Origin of the sequence: Streptomyces sp. NPDC091972 (assembly GCF_044756385.1) — a bacterium.
GTDB lineage: Bacteria > Actinomycetota > Actinomycetes > Streptomycetales > Streptomycetaceae > Streptomyces.
In genome coordinates this window covers 188,656-205,506 of sequence record NZ_JBIVSV010000014.1, presented here as the reverse complement: position 1 = coordinate 205,506, position 16,851 = coordinate 188,656, and the positions used below count along the sequence as shown (strand labels likewise).

Sequence of the window (16,851 nt, the reverse complement as noted above, 5' to 3'; positions counted from 1 at the left end):
AGCCATACACCGCCATGACGATCTCCGTAACCCTTCCCGCGCTCGGCGAGTCCGTCACCGAGGGCACCGTGACCCGCTGGCTGAAGCAGCCCGGTGACCAGGTCCAGGAGGACGAACCGCTGCTGGAGGTGTCGACCGACAAGGTGGACACCGAGATTCCCGCTCCCGCCACGGGCGTCTTGCTGACCGTCCTCGTCGGCGAGGACGAGACGGTCGAAGTGGGCGCCCAGCTCGCCGTCATCGGCCCGCCCGACGCCGCGGCGGCGACGACCGCGGTCACCGCCGCCACGGCCGCACCGGTGGCCGCACCGCAGCCCGCCCCCTCACCGGCGCCAGTCGCGCAGCCGCCCGCCGCGGCCCAGATGCCGGAGCCCGCACCCGCCGCCCCGGCACCGGCACCGGCACCGGCACTGGTGCCGCAACCCGCACCCGCACCCGCTCCGATACCCGCACCGGCACCCGCGGCCGCTCCGGCGCCGCGCCCCGCACCAGCAGCGGCAACGGCAGGGGCAAAGGCTCCGCCGACCGCCGCCCTGCGCGGGCACACCGCCCCCGTCCCCCGGCTGCGCAAGGCGGTCGGCGACAGTCTCAAGCAGGCGCTGCTGGAGCAGGCGCAGCTGACCTCCACCGTCGAGGCCGACGCCACCGGCCTGCTGCGGCTGTGGCGCCGGACAGCCGACGGCTACACGGCCCGCGAGGGCTTCACGCTGACACCGTTGCCGTTCTTCGTCCTGGCAGCCGCCCAGGCGCTCAAGGCACATCCCGTCATCAACGCCAGGATCGACGCGAGCGGCACGACCATCACGTACTACGACACCGAGAACGTCGGCATCACGGTCGACACCGACCAGGGGCCGGTGACTCCGGTGGTGCGGGGCGCGGGCGATCTGACCGTCAGCGGCATCGCACGTGCCGTCCACGACCTCACCGAGCACGCCCTCGCCGGCCGACTCACGCCCGCGGACGTGGCCGGAGCCACCTTCACGGTCTCCGACACCGGAACACGCGGCGCCCTCTTCGACACCCTCATCGTCCCGCCGCACCAGGCGGCCGTCCTGGGCGTGGGAGCCGCGGTCAGACGGCCCGCGGTCGTACAGGACGGCGACGAGGAGTTCATCGGGGTCCGCGCACTGGTCCACCTCTCGCTCTCCTACGACCACCGGCTGGTGGACGGCGCGGACGCCGCCCGCTACCTGACCACGGTGAAGAAGATCGTCGAGGCCGCGGCGTTCGAGGACCTGATCTGACGCAACGGCGGTGGCCACAAAACCTCGGACACGACCGCCGGCGGTCCTGCAGCACACACGGGCCGGGCGCGGCCCCGCCTCCACCACGGCTCGACACGACGCCGCTGCCCTGTGTCTCGCCCCTGAGGTGACCAGCGGCGGATGAGTTGTGGGGCCGAAGACCAGATATATACGCTCGCAGCCGGGGGTGTTCATGAAGGGCAAGAAAGCGGGTTTCCTGCACGGGCGCCAGAGCGAGCGAGCGGTTCTGGACCGGCATCTGGCCAAGGTGCGCGACGGCCACAGCGCGGTCCTCGTGCTGCGCGGTGAGGCCGGGATCGGCAAGTCCGCCCTGCTGGACTACGTGGCCGAGATCGCCGAGGACTGCACCGTGGTGCGGGCGGCCGGCGTCGAGGCCGAGATGGAGCTTGCTTTCGGGGGCCTGCACCAGCTCTGCGCGCCCTTTCTCGATCGGCTCGCGCACCTCCCCGATCCGCAGCGGACAGCGCTGGAGACCGCCTTCGGACTCAGCGCGGGCACTCCCCCGGACCGGTTCCTGGTGGGCCTGGCCGTCCTCAGCCTGCTCGCCGACGTCGCTGAGGAGACGCCGCTGATCTGTCTCGTCGACGACGTGCAGTGGCTCGACCGCGTCTCGGCCCAGATCGTCGGGTTCGTCGCCCGGCGCCTGATGGCGGAGCGCGTGGGGCTGATCTTCGCCGTCCGCGAGGCGGACGGCGAACGCGCCCTGCAAGGGCTGCCCGAGCTCACCCTCGGGGGGCTGAGCGAGCCCGACGCCCGTGCCCTGCTGACCTCGGTGCTTCCCGGCCGGTTCGACGAACCGGTCCGCAGCCGGATTCTCGCCGAGGCGCGCGGCAATCCGCTGGCCCTGCTGGAACTGCCCCGCAACACCTCCGCGGCCGAACTCGCGGGCGGCTACGCCTCTCCGTCGCTGCGGCCCCTCGTCGGCAGGCTCGAGCACAACTTCAGCCTGCGCGTCGCGGAACTGCCCCCGCAGACGCGGCGGCTGCTGCTGCTCGCGGCGGCCGAGCCCGTCGGCGATGTCTCACTGCTCCGCCGCGCCGCCGACATCCTCGGCGTGTCCATGAGCGAGGCCTCTCCCGCGGTGGCCGCGAACCTGCTGGAGGTGCGCACACGGGTCCAGTTCCGGCACCCGCTGGTGCGCTCGGCCGTCTACCGCGCGGCGGGGCCGGCCGAGCGCCGGGAGGCGCACCGGGCACTGGCCGAGGCCACGGACGCGCGGTCCGACCCCGACCGCCGCGCCTGGCACCTGGCCCGCTCCGCGGCGGAACCCGACGAGGCCGTGGCGGACGAACTGGCCCGTTCGGCCGACCGTGCGCAGGCGCGTGGCGGCATCGCCGCGTCGGCGGCCTTCCTGGAACGAGCGACCGAGCTGACACCTGATCCCTCCCGCCGCCGCAGCAGAGCGTTGGCAGCGGCCCGGGCCAAGTACCTCGCCGGAGCGTTCGACGCCGCTCTCGAGCTGCTGAACGTGGCCGAGATGGGCACCCTCGACGAACTGCAACACGCCCGGGCCAGCCTGCTGCGCGGGCAGATCACCTTCGGATCCCGCGGTGCCGGTGCCACCGTCCCGCTGCTGCTCAAGGCGGCCCGGGAGTTCGAGCCGCTCGACGCCGGCATCGCCCGCGAGACCTACCGGGACGCGTTCTACGCGGCCCTCACCGCGGGCCGCCTGTCCAGCGGACCCGGCCTCGAGGAGGTTGCCCGGGCCGCACGCACCGCGCCCCCGACGGCTCACCCCGGACCCACCGACCTCTTCCTCGACGGCCTGGCCCTGGCCACCACGGACGGCTACGCGGCGGGCGCCCCGATTCTGCGCCGCGCACTCACCACGCTGCGGTGCGGTGGCTTCACCGCGGAACAGTCACTGGGCTGGCTCCCGTTCGCCTGCCGCATGGCCCACAACGTGTGGGACTTCGACAGCTGGAGCACCCTGTCGGCCAAGCTGGTCGGTCTGGCACGGGAGACGGGAACACTGTCCGTGCTCCCCTCGGCGCTCCTGCTGCGGCTGGCGAACCGGGTCTTCGCCGGTGATCTGGACGACGCGGACTCGCTCGCCGTGGAAGCGGTGACCATCGGCGAGGCCACCGGCAGCCACTTCCTCGCACACTACGGGGCGCTGGTGATCGAACCCTGGCGCGGCCGCGAGAGCGAGACGCTGCAGGCGATCGGGACGATCACCGGCGACCGGACCCTCAGCGGCGAGGGAAAGACACTGACGGCTCCCCAGTGGGCGCTGGCCGTCCTGTACAACGGCCTGGGGCGGTACGAGGAGGCCTGCGACGCCGCCGCCAAGGGCTGCGAGTACCCGCAGGAACTGGGGCTCGCCCTCTCCTCCCTGGTCGAGCTGGTGGAGGCGGCAGCCCGCAGCGGGAAGCGGGAGCTTGCCGCCGAGGCCGCCGACCGTCTCGCCACCATCTGCCAGGCCAGTGGCACGGCCTGGGCGACGGGCACCTCCGCAGCGGCGCGTGCCCTGATCAGTGAGGGGGACACGGCCGACGCCCTGTACCGGGAGGCGATCGCCCGGCTGGAGAGCACCCCGGTGCGCACGGCGCTCGCACGCACCCGGCTGCTGTACGGCGAATGGCTGAGGCGTGAGAACCGCCGCGCCGAGGCCCGGGACCAGCTGGCCCGCGCCCACGAGATCCTCGACCGGGCCGGCGCGGAGGCCTTCGCCGAGCGCGCCCGCCGCGAGCTGGAAGCCGCCGGGGAGACAGTGCGCAGGCGTGCCACCGGCACCGACGAGGCGCTCACGCCCCAGGAGGCCCAGATCGCCCGGCTGGCCGGCGAAGGGCTCACCAACCTCGAGATCGGCGCGCAGCTGTTCCTCAGCCCGCACACCATCGAGTGGCACCTGCGGAAGGTGTTCACGAAGCTCGGGATCCGATCCCGCAAACAGCTGGGCGCCGTGCTGCCGGGCGGGGCGGCGACCCCCGCCTGACCCCAGGGGGCGGCGCCGTCGGCGGGGGTGCGATCCGCGTGCCGCGCCGTGCCGCGCCCTGTGGGCAGCCTGGGCGGGCCGCACAGGCGGCTTCGCCGTATCGCGGTGCGCCCACGACCTCCACTGACCATGGCCCGTGCCTCCGGGCTGTCCGGGGCCTGTCCTGTCGAGGTCCGGTCTCGGCCAGGGGGTCGAGGCGCGGGGGCCAGGAGCAGGCCACCTGGGCGTGGGGGGGGGACGGGGGCGTCCGGGGCCAGGGGGTGACGGGCCCCCGGGGGCCCGCGGGCCAGGGGGTGGGAGGCCCTGGCCACGTGACGGCCACGGTACGACCACGGGGTGCCCCACGGTCTGTCAGGGGCGCGGCAGTGCCCCTGTCGGCGGGAGGTTGGTGTCGGTGGCGAGGGAAGCCGCCGATCCCCAGCCAACAGAGGAGCCGATCGTGGACACATCTGTGATCGCAACCCGGCAGAGTCCGCAGTCGGTGATGGTGACCGTCACTGCCGCGCCCGTGGAACTCAACGACGCGGTTTTCGTGTTCGGCCGCGTCCGGCCAGGACTGCTCAGGATCGCCAACCGGATCCTCCGAGATCCAGGCGAAGCCGAGGACGTCATCCAGGAGGCCTGGCTGCGCTGGCAGGGCACGGACCGCACGGTCGTGGCCGACCCCGGTGCGCTGCTCCGCACGACGACCGCCCGACTCGCCATCAACGTGCTGCAGTCGGCACGCAGACGCCGAGAGTGCAGCGCCACCCCCTGGCTGCCGGAGTCCACGGACATCGGGATGACACCAGAAGCCCTGGCAGAGCGCCAGGATTCGGTGGAGCACGCCGTCCTCCTGCTTCTCCAGACCCTGACCCCCAATCAGCGCGCGGCGTACGTGCTGCGCGAGGCGTTCGGCTATTCCTACGACCAGATCGGCCACCTGCTCCACCTGTCCGTGGCGAACGCTCGGCAGCAGGTCTCCCGCGCACAGGACAGACTGAACAACCGGCGGCACCGGCAGCACGTGGACGCGGCCACCCATCGGCGGCTCGTGCAGGCGATCCTCACCGCCGCCCGCACCGGGGACCTCGGCCGCCTGGAGCACGTGCTGATCGGCCAGGACGCGCCGTACTCCGGCGAGGGAACGGCCGCACACGACGACGTGTCCTCCTACCGGGCCACCGCATGACCGGCACGTCGCACGGTGACGTGGGAGGCGAGGTGCGCACCGTCCCTGCCGACGACCGTACGCTGTCCTGTGCGACTGACCGGTGGGACGCCCTCGACCGCCTCCACCGCCGGATACAGGGGGCGGTGGAGCGGCGGCTGCGCGAGGAGACCGGGTTCGGGGTGAGCGATGTGCAGGCCCTGCGCCACGTGGGACGGAGGTCCGCCGCCGACGCCGATCCCGTGCGACTCGTGGAGGTGGCCAACCGGCTCGGCCTGAGTCAGTCCGCCACGAGCAGGCTGATGGGACGGCTGCGCCGACAGGGCCTGGTCATTCCGAGCGCCGTCGACCACGACCGGCGCGGCGTGCAGGTGCTGCTGACCCCGGCGGGGCACGCCGCGCTGCGTCGTACCGCGTTCCGTTACGAACAGATCGTCCGGGACGCGGTACGCGATCTCGGCTCCCAGGACGCGGATCCCCTGCTGTGGCGTTTCCTCGTCGGCGAGTGCGACGCCGGCACGGTCATCCGCTGAGGAAGCCGCGCACGGCCTCCGTGAACTTCTCGGGGCGCTCGATGTGCCCGAGATGGCCGGTCTCCGGCAGGATCACCAGGCGGGCGTCGGGAAGGAGCTGGTGCAGCATGTGTGCCCAGCGCGGCCCGCAGATGAAGTCGTCCCCGCCCACCAGGACCAGGGTCGGGACGGTGAGCCGGGGCAGTTCCCCGCGGACGTCGAACGGGGGCTCCACCCCCCAGGCCGGTGCCGCGAACATCCGCAGGGAGGCCCGCCCCGCGGCGAACTCCTCCTCGCGGCCCCAGTAGTCGTGGAAGTAGGCGGGCGAGATGGTGCGCAGCACCCTCGTCGCGCCCTCGTCGTCGGACTGGTCGAGTCGCGTGGTGAGATCCGCGACGTAGGTGGCCACTTCGGGCCGCTCGTCGGCGTGCCGCTGGACGAAACTCTGCATGTTGGCCACGGCGGCCGCCCAGAACTCCTCTCCCGTCATCGGTGAGGTGTCGTACAGGACGAGGGACGCCAGGCGCTCGGGATGGTCGAGGGCGTAGCGCTGCGCGACGAAGCCGCCGTGGGAGTGGCCCAGCAGGGTCACCTCGGTGAGGCTCAGGTGCTCGATCACCGCGTGCAGGAAGTGGGTGTAGGTGGCGAGGGTGTAGTCGCGTGGGTCGGCCAGCCGGCCGGACTCGCCCGTGCCGACCGGCTCGAGGTACACGACGGTCATACTGCGCTCCAGCTCCGGCATGCGCAGGTACTCCCAGCCGATGCCCGGCCCTCCGGAGTGGGCGACGCACACCGGGCCGGTGCCGGCGACGTGGTAGCGCTGCTCGACGGCGGCCGTGCCGTGCTGGACGAGGAGGGTGTGGGTGCCCGCGGAGAGCGGGTCCCGGGGATCGGCGGCTGGGCTGGGTAGGGGCCTGGGGCCCTGTGTGGCGTTCACAACTCACAGATGGTGCGACGGCCCGCAGCCCCGCTCAAGACATTGTGTCTGTTGTCACACCGAATTTCACACTGTTGCTCTCCGGCATGGGATGTCACAGGAGCTCCCTTCGGACGGTCAGACAGATGAAGGGTGTTGGCGACGAACAAGGAGGCGCAGCGATGAGTTGGCGCGAGAGAGCGGCCTGCCGGGATGTCGACCCCGACCTGTTCTTCCCCATCGGCACCGCGGGCCTGACTCTGGTCCAGATCGACGAGGCGAAGGCCGTGTGCGCCCGGTGCCCGGTGCGGGAGCAGTGTCTGCAGTGGGCCCTGGACGTCGGGCAGGTGGAGGGCGTCTGGGGCGGCACGACGGAGAGCGAGCGCCGCGCGACGCGACGCCGCTCGGCGCGCAAGGACGTCGAGCGGATCGGCGCGAAGGCGTCCTGACCCGGGCAACCCCGGCATGCTCCTGTCTTACGGTCATGTCACACCTTCACCACTTTCCCGGTCCTTCTGATGAGGGCAGCGAAACCCTGTGCGGCATCTCGTCGCCATGAGCCGTTTCGCTGCGCGGACCGGCCGCAAGGCGCCCCCGGTGATGTGCTGATGGTGGTAATGACATGAGCGACGCAATCGAACCAGTCACTACGGCGGGAAGCCCCAGCGGTGGCAAGATCGCCGACTGGGCGAGAACACGGATGGGCATCGCGCCCACCACCACGACCGTCACCCGCAGGGCCCGTCCGGAGCACTGGTCGTTCCTGCTGGGCGAGATCTGTCTCTACAGCTTCGTCATCCTGCTCGTCACCGGCGTGTATCTGACGTTCTACTTCCACCCGTCGTCGAACCAGGTCGTCTATGAGGGCGGTTACGCACCTTTGCGCGGCCAGTTGGTGTCCGAGGCGTTCGACTCGACGATGCACATCTCCTTCGACGTCCGCGGTGGCCTGCTCATCCGCCAGGCCCACCACTGGGCGGCGCTGATCTTCGTCGCCGCCCTGCTGGCCCACCTGATGCGTGTGTTCTTCACCGGCGCCTTCCGCAAGCCGCGCGAGCTGAACTGGGTGGCCGGTTTCGGACTGCTCGTCCTCGGCATGTTCGGTGGTCTGACCGGCTACGACCTCCCCGGCGACCTTCTGTCCGGGACCGGGCTCGCCGTGGTGAACGGGACACTTCTGTCAGTACCGGTCGTCGGTACCTACCTGTCGATGTTCCTGTTCGGCGGCGAGTTCCCCGGGCACGACCTGGTGCCCCGCTTCTACGTGATCCATGTCCTGGTCATTCCGGTGGTGATGCTGGCGCTCGTCGCCTTCCACGCCTTCCTCGGGCACCGGCACCGGCACACCCAGTACCCGGGGCCCGGCCGTACGGAGCGAAACGTGGTCGGCCCGCCGAGGCGGGTGTACGTGGTCAAGGCGGGTGGCTATTTCTGCATGGTCACCGGGATCGTCTTCACCGTCGCCGCGATCGCGCAGATCAACCCCGTCTGGGAGTTCGGCCCCTATCGTGCCGATCAGGTCTCCGCGGGATCCCAGCCCGACTGGTACATGGGCATCGCAGACGGCCTGCTGCGTGTCATGCCCGGGTGGGAGGTGGACTTCTGGGGCCACACCCTGGCCCTGGACAATCTGATCCCTCTCCTCGCCGGCGTCGGCTTCTTCCTCGTCATGGGCGCCTACCCGTTCGTCGAGGCCTGGGTCACCGACGACGATCGCGAACACCACCTGCTGGAACGCCCACGCAACCGGCCCGTGCGCACGGCGTTCGGCGTGGCATGGCTCGGCGTCTACCTGGTGGCACTGCTCGGAGCCGCGAACGACATCATCGCCGTGACCTTCCACATGTCGGTCAACACGATCACCTGGACGGTCCGCGTCGCCCTGTTCGTCGTACCGGTCGTCCTCTTCATCGTGACCAAGCGCATCGCCCTGGGTCTGCAACGCCGCGATCGCGACAAGGTCCTGCACGGTCGCGAGACAGGCATCATCAAGCGCCTGCCGCACGGCGAGTACGTAGAGGTGCACCAGCCCCTCGACCCCTACGAACTGCACGCCCTCACGGCACACGAGCAGTACCGGCCCCTCGACCCGGGACGACGCGACGCGGAGGGCCGTGCGAGCGGCACGGCGCGACGGCTGCGCGCGCGGCTCAGCCGCGGCTTCTACGGCGAGGGGACACAGATCCTCAAGCCCACCGCCCGGGAGTACAGGGAAGTCACCGGCGAACATCACTCCATCAGCAAAAAGGACTAGGAGCCACAAAGTGTCACATGTGCGCCGGGCACACGGTCCTTGAGGGTGACAGCACACCGTTTCCCGAAAGGGCCTCCCATGAACCGCAGTTCCGCTTACCAGCGGGTCCGCACCCCGCTCTCCCTCCTGGCCACCGCCTCCGTCGCCACCGCCCTCATCGCTACGGCAGTCGCCCCCGCCCACGCGGACAGAACCACGTCCGCACCGGACAGCGGGAAGAAGCCCACGGTGGTGCTCGTGCACGGCGCGTTCGCCGATTCCACCAGCTGGAACGGCGTCATCAGGAGGCTGCGGCACGAGGGCTATCCCGTCGTCGCCGCGGCCAACCCGCTGCGCGGGCTGAACAACGACGCCTCCTACCTGAAAGAGGTCCTGGCCGGGATCGACGGCCCGGTGGTCCTGGCCGGACACTCCTACGGCGGATCGGTGATCAGCGACGCCGCCCACGACGCCGGCAACGTCAAGGCCCTGGTGTTCGTCGCCGCCTTCCTCCCCGAGAAGGGAGAGAGCGCGGTCGAGTTGTCGGGCAAGTTCCCCGGCAGCACCCTCGGCGATGCTCTTCGCTCCGTGCCGGTCACCCTGCCGGACGGCTCCCGCGACGCGGACCTGACGATCGAACCGAGCAAGTTCCACCAGCAGTTCGCCGCGGACGTCCCCCGCAACACCACGGACCTCATGTCCGTCACTCAGCGCCCGATCACCAATGCCGCGCTGGCGGACGACGCCTCCGAGCCCGGCTGGAAGGACATCCCGTCCTGGGCCGTGGTCGCCACCCAGGACCGCAACATCCCGCCGCAGGCCCAGGTGTTCATGGCGCGGCGCGCACACGCCCACATCACGCGCGTGAGGGCGTCGCACGCCGTGAGTGTCTCCCACCCCGCCGATGTCGCCGGAGTGATCGAGGCAGCCGCTCGGACCGTGCGCTGACCCACCGGTGCCGCGGGGCAGGGGGCGTGCACACGGCCGCCCCCTGCCCCGCACCAACATGGTGGCCCCCTGGACCGTCGGTCCAGGGGGCCACCATGTGTGCGGTGGTCAGCCGCGATCCTCCGGAGCGACGTAGTCGAAGGTCGGGCCCGCGGTCAGGCCGTCGCCGTCGGGCATCGACATCAGGCTCTGTGCCTGCCCCTTGAGCGCGTACATCGTGCCCACCGACACCCCGAGCATCGCGGGATTCCCGTTGAACGCCTGCTCCAGGAGTTGCAGCAGCTTGCCGTACGTGATGTTGAACGCCTCCTGCGCCGTGCGGATGGCGCTGCCCTCCGGATGATCCCCCAGCCGCGGGTTGGGCCGCATCGGGCGCACCCCGGCGGGGTCGACGGTGATCGTCTCGCCCGTGGGCCCCGTCTCCGGTGTGTCCCCCGGCTGGTAGCGCCGGCCCTGCGCGAGCTCCTGGAAACGGTAGTAGTGCGAGACCGCCTTGGTCTGCGGGTGGAACATGTCCATGTCCCCGTCCCACACGTCGACGCGTGCCGCGCCCTCCCCCTGCTCCACGATCTCCTCAAGGGCGGAGAGCGCCGAGGCGAGATCGGTGACCGGGCTCAGCCGCCCGCCGGTGTGCCCGAAGGGTCCTGCGGCCACCTGGCGTGCGGGATCACCGGTGAAGACCTGTTTCTCGCCGAGTTCGGCGCACAGGTGCCGCAGGCCCTTCTCGATCGCGTCGTAGAACTGGCCGATCGTCATGTAGGCGTCTCCCTCGGCCGGGTCGCCCGGGCGGGCGGGCTGTTCGAGGCGGAGGAACATGGTGACCGCCTCCTGCCCGAACGGCAGCAGGGACAGCTGCATGGAGGGGTCGGCGTGCGGCATGGCCCGCGGGTGCGGCGACAGTATCTGCGGGATGTCGACACGAGGTTGCCCGCCGACCGCGTTCAGCAGGTTGGCCACCAGCGCGAGGTGGATCATCTCCTCGACGAACACGCTGCTGACCACTTCGACGGCATGGGCGTTCCGCTCGGGATCGAGGGAGTAGAGGGCTGTGAGGTAGGGCGGCAGCGTGGCGTGTTCCAGCTCGATGGCCCACTGGAGGTGCTCTCGCAGGTCCTCCATCGTCGTGATCGAGCGGAACGGGGTCCGGCCGGTGGGGTCTTGATGATTCATGGGGGGTCTCACCCGGGTTTCGTGCGTAGGGGTCCGGCCGCGGTCGCGGACCGGCCTGTGGTCACCGGCATGGCTGCCGGCAGGGACCGCGCGGGGCGGTCGGTGTGGTGGCGCGGGGTGGTCAGGCGGCATCCGCGCGGGAGATGCGGACGGCGGAGATGTCGAAGGCGAGCCTGACCTTGTCGCTGATGAGGACGCCGCCGGTTTCGTCGCCCGTGTTCCCGCCGAGTCCCCAGTCGGAGCGGCGCACCAGGGCGGTCCCGGAGAAGCCGACACGGTGGTCGCCGCTCTCGTCCTGCGTGGCCCCGTCGAAGGCGAGGTGGATGTGGAGAGGGAGTTCGACGTCCTTGATCCTGAGGTGGCCCATCAGACGGAACTGGCCGTCTCCGCGGTCGGCGAGGCCGGCGGAGCGGAAGACCAGCAGCGGATAGGTGGCGGCGTCGAGGAAGTCCGGACCGGCGAGATGGGTGTCCCGGTCAGAGCTGCCGGTGTCGATACTGCCGGTCTGGACGCTCATATAGGCCTCGGAGCGGCTGAGTTGGTATCCGTCCAGCTTGATCAGCCCCTCGAAGGCGCCGAAGCGTCCTCGCACGTTCGCGATCATGGCGTGCCGGACGGTGAAGCCGATGGTGCTGTGTGCCGGGTCGATGGTGTAGACACCTGTCAGCGCTGTGTGCGGGACGACGGTCGACATGCGTGGGTCCTTGCGGTCGCTGGTCACGACGATCAGTCGTTGCGAGCCGTCGCCGTGTGCCTGCCGGTGGTGGAGCGGACCGCGGCCGAGGAGGCACGGGAAGGTCCGCAGTAGGTCAGACAGGTGAGAGCCCGCGCGTGTGACACCGGTGCCGCAGCCAGGACGGCGTTCTGCGTGTCATAGCGCGTCGAGGGGCAATGGGCCGCCGTACGGTCGTCATCGCAGGATCGCCCGCGCCGGGCACTGGGATGAATCCAGTGCCGGGCCGGCTCAAGGGGAGTTTCGTCCCCGCGAGCCGGCCACACTCAGAAGGTCTCGGTGCCTGGCGCAGTACACCGGTCGTTCCGCACCCGGACTCAACGGCACACACACGCAACACTGTGTGCCACTATGTTGGGTGCATCCGGCGCAGCACATGATGCTCGTCGTCCCGGCCAGTCGCGGCCGCTCAGCCTCCCAGGATCCGGCCGCGCCTCCTATCACGAGGGATGTACCGACCATGCCCGCCATCCTCATCCACGGCGTTCCCGACACCCACCGCGTGTGGAACGGCGTCCGCCGGCACCTGACCCGCTCCGACGTCCAGGCCTGGGACCTGCCCGGATTCGGCGCCCCTCGCCCGACCGGCTTCGGCGCCGGCAAGGAGGAGTACGTCGACTGGCTCGTCGAACGCCTCGAGCGCGTCGGCGAGCCCGTGGACCTGGTCGGTCACGACTGGGGCTGCATCCTCACCGCCCGCGTCGCCTCCCTCCGCCCCGACCTGGTGCGCACCTGGGCCGGCGGCAACGGCCCCATCAGTTCCCGCTACGTCTGGCACCCGCTGGCCGAGACCTGGCAGGACCCCGTCGCCGGCGAGCGGTTCATGGCCGAACTGGACCCCGAGTCCTTCGCGAAGGACCTGGTGAACGGCTTCGACGCGCCCGCCGAACCGGTGGAGGAAATGGTCCGGCACGTCGACGGCACGATGAAGGACAGCATCCTGCGGCTGTACCGGTCCGCCGTGACCATGGGGGCGGAGTGGGAACCGGCCCTGGCGAACGTCACCGCACCCGCGTTGGTGTTCTGGGGCGAGCGTGATCCGGCCTGCCAGATCGAGTTCGGTGACGAACTCGGCGCCGCCCTGCGCGCCTCCCGCGTCCTCCATCTCGACTGCAACCACTGGACGGTGCTGGAGCGGCCCGCTGAGGTGGCCGCCGCCCTCGAGGCGCACTGGGCGCAGGGCTCCGAACGCTAGCCCGCGCCTGCAAGCGACGAGGGGCGCGGATCTGCGGACCGCCTCGGCCACGGTCGTGGAACAGTACGTCGTCCGCGCCCACGTAACGCTGCTCCGGTCCGCCCTCGCGGGCCCGCACGACGCCTGCGCGGCGCGGGCCGGTGTCACAACCTGCGGGTCCTCACGGTCTCTCCGCACAAGGGCACACCGGCGTCCGGTGCGCGCGAACGGAGACGGGAACATCATGTCGCGAGAAAACGGGTTCGTGATCGTCGGGGGCGGCCTCGCCGCGGGCAAGGCCGCCGAGGAGCTCCGGCACCAGGGCTACGACGGCCCGCTCGTCCTCGTCGGGGACGAAGCGGAACGCCCCTACATCCGACCGCCGTTGTCCAAGGGGTACCTGCTCGGCAAGGACGACCGCGAGTCCATGTTCGTGCATCCCGAGAACTGGTACCGCGAGCACGACGTCGACCTGATGACCGGGACGCGCGTGACGGCCGTCGACGCGCACACACGCCAGGTCGAGCTCACAGGCGGCCGCCGGATCTCCTACACCAAACTGCTCCTGGCGACCGGATCGTCGCCCCGCCGGCTGACGGTGCCCGGGGCGGACCTGGACAACGTGCTGTACCTGCGCCGCGTGGGAGACAGCGAGCGGCTCAAGGCCGCCTTCACCCCCGGGGCCCGGATCGTCGTCGTCGGCGGTGGCTGGATCGGCCTGGAGACCGCCGCGGCGGCCCGGACCGCCGGGGCGCTGGTGACCGTCCTGGAGCACTCCGAGCTGCCGTTGCTGAAGGTGCTCGGCCGGGAGGCGGCCGAGGTCTTCGCCGACCTGCACCGGGAGCACGGGGTCGTCCTGCGGCCCCACGCCGCCGTCGAGCGCATCACCGGTGACGGCACCCGCGCCGACGGCGTCCAGCTCGCCGACGGGACCCGACTGCCGGCCGACGCCGTGGTGGTGGGCATCGGCATCACCCCCAACGTCCAACTCGCCGAGGCGGCGGGACTGGAGGTGCGCAACGGCATCGTCACCGACGAGCGTCTGCGCACCTCGGCCCACGATGTGCACGCCGCGGGGGACGTCGCCAACGCCTACCATCCCCGGCTCGGCCGGCATCTGCGGGTGGAGCACTGGGCCAACGCCCTGCACCAGCCCCGCACGGCGGCATCGGCCATGCTCGGCAAGGAGACCTCCTACAACCGGCTGCCGTACTTCTACACCGACCAGTACGACCTCGGGATGGAGTACACGGGGTACACCGAGCCCGGCGACTACGACCGCGTTGTCTTCCGGGGGAAGCCGGCCGAGCGGCAGTTCATCGCCTTCTGGTTGTCCGGTGACCGGGTCCTGGCGGGCATGAGTGTGAACGTGTGGAACGTCATCGACTCCGTCCGCGCCCTCGTCGAGTCGGGTGCCTCCGTGGCGGACGCGGCCCTGTCCGATCCCGCGAGGCCCCTGGACAGCCTTCTGCCCTGACGGCGGCCGCGAGGGCGAGCGCAGCCCGTCGGCGCGCGGGGACGCCGGCGCGTGCGACCGGAAACCGTGTCACACGATCTGCCCGTCTCCGGTCAGCAGTGCATCGGTCGGACCCGCCGGACTCAAGCGGACGCCCCGTTCTCGGGCGCCGTGGCGGGCATCGGCAGGAATCAGGGGTGGCACCGCCTTGTCGGGTGCTGTGCGAAGAGGTGATGCCAGGTGGACCGGGTAGAGGACGACGAGACGGTGCCGATCGCGGAGCTGCTCGACGAGCGACGCCGACTGCTCGACCTGGCCTACTGGATGCTGGGGCGGAGCCAGGACGCCGACGACGTCGTGGCGGAGGCCTACCGGCGCTGGTACGGCCTGTCCGACGACCGCAGGATCCGTATGGCCGAGCCCTGGTCCTGGCTGGTGACGATCGTCGGTGGCATCTGCCTGGAGCGCTTGGCGTCGACCGGGCGGTCGCATCCGGGCTCGGTCGACGCGGCGCCCGCTCAGGGCCTGGACGAAGCGGTGAGCCGAACCCTCCTCGACGCGCTGGACACGTTGTCACCGGCCGAGCGGGCCGCATTCGTCCTCAACGACGTGTTCGGGATGGCTCCTGGGACGGTCGCCGCCATCGTCGGACAGACGGAACAGGAATGCGACGAACTCGCAGTCCGGGCCCGGCACAGCCTCGGGACCAGGTGGGCACACCCCACGACACCGCAGCAGCACGACCGTGTGGTGCGAGCGGTACGACAGGCTTGTGTGACGGAGAACCCCGCCCGCCTGACGTCCCTCCTGGCACCGGACGCCACAGTGTTCTTCGACGGAGGCGGTAAGGTCAGAACCCTGACCCGGCCCGTCCACGGCGCACGGCGCGTCACCCGCAACCTCCTGACTCTCCTGGCTGGCCGCCCCAGCACCACACTGCACTGCCAGTCCGTCAACGGCCGCACCGGAATAGTGGTGCGTTACGGCGACGAGGTCGCCGCGGTCATCAGCCTGGACGTCGCGGGCGATCACGTCGTGCAGATCTGGGCGGTCCTCAACCCCGACAAGCTCCGCCACTGGAACCGGGCGGCCACGTAGGAGAGATGAGGACGACGCGTGCGCCAGGGCTTCGATGCGCATGCCGCTCGTGTCGCTGACGACGTCGGCATCCCCGTCCGACGAGCGGCGGACCGACTGCGTCCCCTTAGCGAGCAGTCCTGACGGGACCCGACCGAACTCCCGTCTGCACCGTGTCGGCACCGCTGAGGTACCGCTTGCGAAAGGGTGAAAAGACAGTGGCAGTCACCTGGCTCGACGGAACCTCGCATCGCTATCCTGCACCTTACGGGTCCAAACCTCGTACGCTGTGACATACGATGCACCCACACGTCCCGGGTCCGAGCCGAGCGGCACCGCAGCTGCCTTCAGCGAGGCGCGGCACGGAGGGTTGAGGATGAGAGGAAGACATGGTCTCGGCAACTCGCGCAGCGCATGAGATTGAGGTCACTGCGGAGAGCCTCCAGGAGGACCTCGCCCGCCTGGAGATTCAGAAGCAGGCACTGGAGAGGGAACTGGCCGCCGTGGCCGCACACCTCGACTCCGTCCAGCGCGCCCTGAGCGCCCTGACGGTCCTCATGGCCGAGCCGTCCGGCCGTCGAGCAGCCGAGCAGCCCGAACAGGCGGTGACCGATGTTCCGGTCGTCGCGCCGTCCGTCCGCACCGCGCAGAAGCAGTCCGCGCCGCGACCGGCGGAGGCCACGAAGAAGGAGAAGCCGGCGGCCTCCTCGCGTGCGGAGGCCGACGAACCGCGCAGCTACGGTGCCCTCACCGAACAGATCCTGGAGTACTTCGCGGGCGTCGGTGACGCGGAGGTCCGCGCGCGCGACGTGGCCGCGGCGCTGGGCCGCGACACCGACTCCGGGAGCATCAACGCGGTGCGCAGCACGCTCGACCGTCTGGTCGGCAGCTCCCGCGTACGCCGGGCCGGCCGTGGTCTCTACCGCGCCCAGAAGCCCTGACCGGAGCCCTCTCGGCTCCGTGCACTGCAGGGACCATAGATGCCTCGGGCACCTGCCCGCAGGGGTACGACAAGCGCCCGAGGCGCCCACTCGTCCGTGCGTGGGCGCTCGCTTCCGTGCCGGTGGCCAAGTGTGTCACACGCTGTCGAAGTCACTGTGAAGAGTGTATAGGCATCGACATCGTCTTTGAGTCCGACGCCCCCCTCCCGGGCGGCGCGCTCCTCGGGTGCCCACGATCACCTTGGTCACTTCACCTTCGCACGGCTACTCCCCATCTGCCCCTCACGGCAACTCGCCTTTCCGTACGGGCTGTTATGCCCTTTCCACACAGCTTC

General features: G+C 70.8%; 14 protein-coding genes. 11 read left to right on the top strand and 3 right to left on the bottom strand.

Translation table 11 applies throughout. The annotated features are described in order from the left end of the window. Positions 1-14 precede the first annotated feature (14 nt). From ACIQJT_RS33875 to ACIQJT_RS33860, 4 genes are all read left to right on the top strand, one after another. A complete protein-coding gene (locus ACIQJT_RS33875) occupies positions 15-1,247 on the top strand; it encodes a 2-oxo acid dehydrogenase subunit E2 (protein WP_402649621.1) in 1,233 nt (410 codons plus the stop codon). Positions 1,248-1,440: 193 nt separating this feature from the next. Then, positions 1,441-4,206 carry an ATP-binding protein gene (locus ACIQJT_RS33870; RefSeq protein WP_402649620.1) on the top strand — a complete coding sequence of 922 codons (2,766 nt, stop codon included), beginning with the start codon at positions 1,441-1,443 and terminating at the stop codon, positions 4,204-4,206. Positions 4,207-4,645: 439 nt separating this feature from the next. Continuing rightward, positions 4,646-5,377 (top strand): sigma-70 family RNA polymerase sigma factor, encoded by a 732-nt coding sequence (locus ACIQJT_RS33865; RefSeq protein ID WP_402649619.1) that lies wholly within the window; start codon positions 4,646-4,648, stop codon positions 5,375-5,377. Beyond that, the gene (locus ACIQJT_RS33860; RefSeq protein ID WP_402649618.1) at positions 5,374-5,889 is read left to right on the top strand and encodes a MarR family winged helix-turn-helix transcriptional regulator; all 516 of its coding nucleotides are present in this window, start codon (positions 5,374-5,376) and stop codon (positions 5,887-5,889) included. The genes ACIQJT_RS33865 and ACIQJT_RS33860 overlap by 4 nt, the downstream gene beginning before the upstream one ends. On the opposite strand, the gene ACIQJT_RS33855 is transcribed toward ACIQJT_RS33860, so the two are convergent. Beyond that, positions 5,879-6,805, bottom strand: coding sequence for an alpha/beta fold hydrolase (locus ACIQJT_RS33855; protein ID WP_402649617.1), 927 nt, complete (start codon positions 6,803-6,805; stop codon positions 5,879-5,881). The two genes, ACIQJT_RS33860 and ACIQJT_RS33855, sit on opposite strands and share 11 nt — an antisense overlap. Before the next feature lie 161 nt (positions 6,806-6,966). Here ACIQJT_RS33855 and ACIQJT_RS33850 point away from each other — a divergent pair, with 161 nt between their 5' ends. The 3 genes from ACIQJT_RS33850 (at position 6,967) to ACIQJT_RS33840 (ending at position 9,965) form a co-directional block, all read left to right on the top strand. Beyond that, complete coding sequence (locus ACIQJT_RS33850) at positions 6,967-7,233, top strand: WhiB family transcriptional regulator (RefSeq protein ID WP_402649616.1); 267 nt, start codon at positions 6,967-6,969, stop codon at positions 7,231-7,233. Positions 7,234-7,406: 173 nt separating this feature from the next. After that, the gene (locus ACIQJT_RS33845) at positions 7,407-9,038 is read left to right on the top strand and encodes a cytochrome bc complex cytochrome b subunit (protein ID WP_402649615.1); all 1,632 of its coding nucleotides are present in this window, start codon (positions 7,407-7,409) and stop codon (positions 9,036-9,038) included. 78 nt (positions 9,039-9,116) lie between these two features. Further along, a complete protein-coding gene (locus ACIQJT_RS33840) occupies positions 9,117-9,965 on the top strand; it encodes an alpha/beta hydrolase (RefSeq protein WP_365459741.1) in 849 nt (282 codons plus the stop codon). Positions 9,966-10,073: 108 nt separating this feature from the next. Here ACIQJT_RS33840 and ACIQJT_RS33835 read toward each other — a convergent pair whose 3' ends face one another. Beyond that, positions 10,074-11,135: a ferritin-like protein gene (locus ACIQJT_RS33835; protein WP_365459744.1), complete on the bottom strand. Its 1,062-nt coding sequence runs from the start codon at positions 11,133-11,135 to the stop codon at positions 10,074-10,076. Between the two features lie 121 nt (positions 11,136-11,256). Continuing rightward, positions 11,257-11,829, bottom strand: a complete 573-nt coding sequence (locus ACIQJT_RS33830) for a YceI family protein (RefSeq protein ID WP_402649614.1) — start codon at positions 11,827-11,829, stop codon at positions 11,257-11,259. Positions 11,830-12,328: 499 nt separating this feature from the next. On the opposite strand from ACIQJT_RS33830, the gene ACIQJT_RS33825 reads away from it, so the two are divergent. The 4 genes from ACIQJT_RS33825 (at position 12,329) to ACIQJT_RS33810 (ending at position 16,516) form a co-directional block, all read left to right on the top strand. Continuing rightward, complete coding sequence (locus ACIQJT_RS33825; protein ID WP_402649613.1) at positions 12,329-13,063, top strand: alpha/beta fold hydrolase; 735 nt, start codon at positions 12,329-12,331, stop codon at positions 13,061-13,063. Positions 13,064-13,286: 223 nt separating this feature from the next. Continuing rightward, on the top strand, positions 13,287-14,519 hold the full coding sequence (locus ACIQJT_RS33820) for an NAD(P)/FAD-dependent oxidoreductase (protein ID WP_402649612.1): 1,233 nt from the start codon (positions 13,287-13,289) through the stop codon (positions 14,517-14,519). Positions 14,520-14,738: 219 nt separating this feature from the next. Then, the gene (locus tag ACIQJT_RS33815; protein ID WP_402649611.1) at positions 14,739-15,596 is read left to right on the top strand and encodes a sigma factor; all 858 of its coding nucleotides are present in this window, start codon (positions 14,739-14,741) and stop codon (positions 15,594-15,596) included. A gap of 368 nt (positions 15,597-15,964) precedes the next feature. After that, entirely contained in the window at positions 15,965-16,516 is a 552-nt protein-coding gene (locus ACIQJT_RS33810; RefSeq protein ID WP_402649610.1) for a hypothetical protein, read from the top strand. The last annotated feature ends 335 nt before the right edge of the window (positions 16,517-16,851 follow it).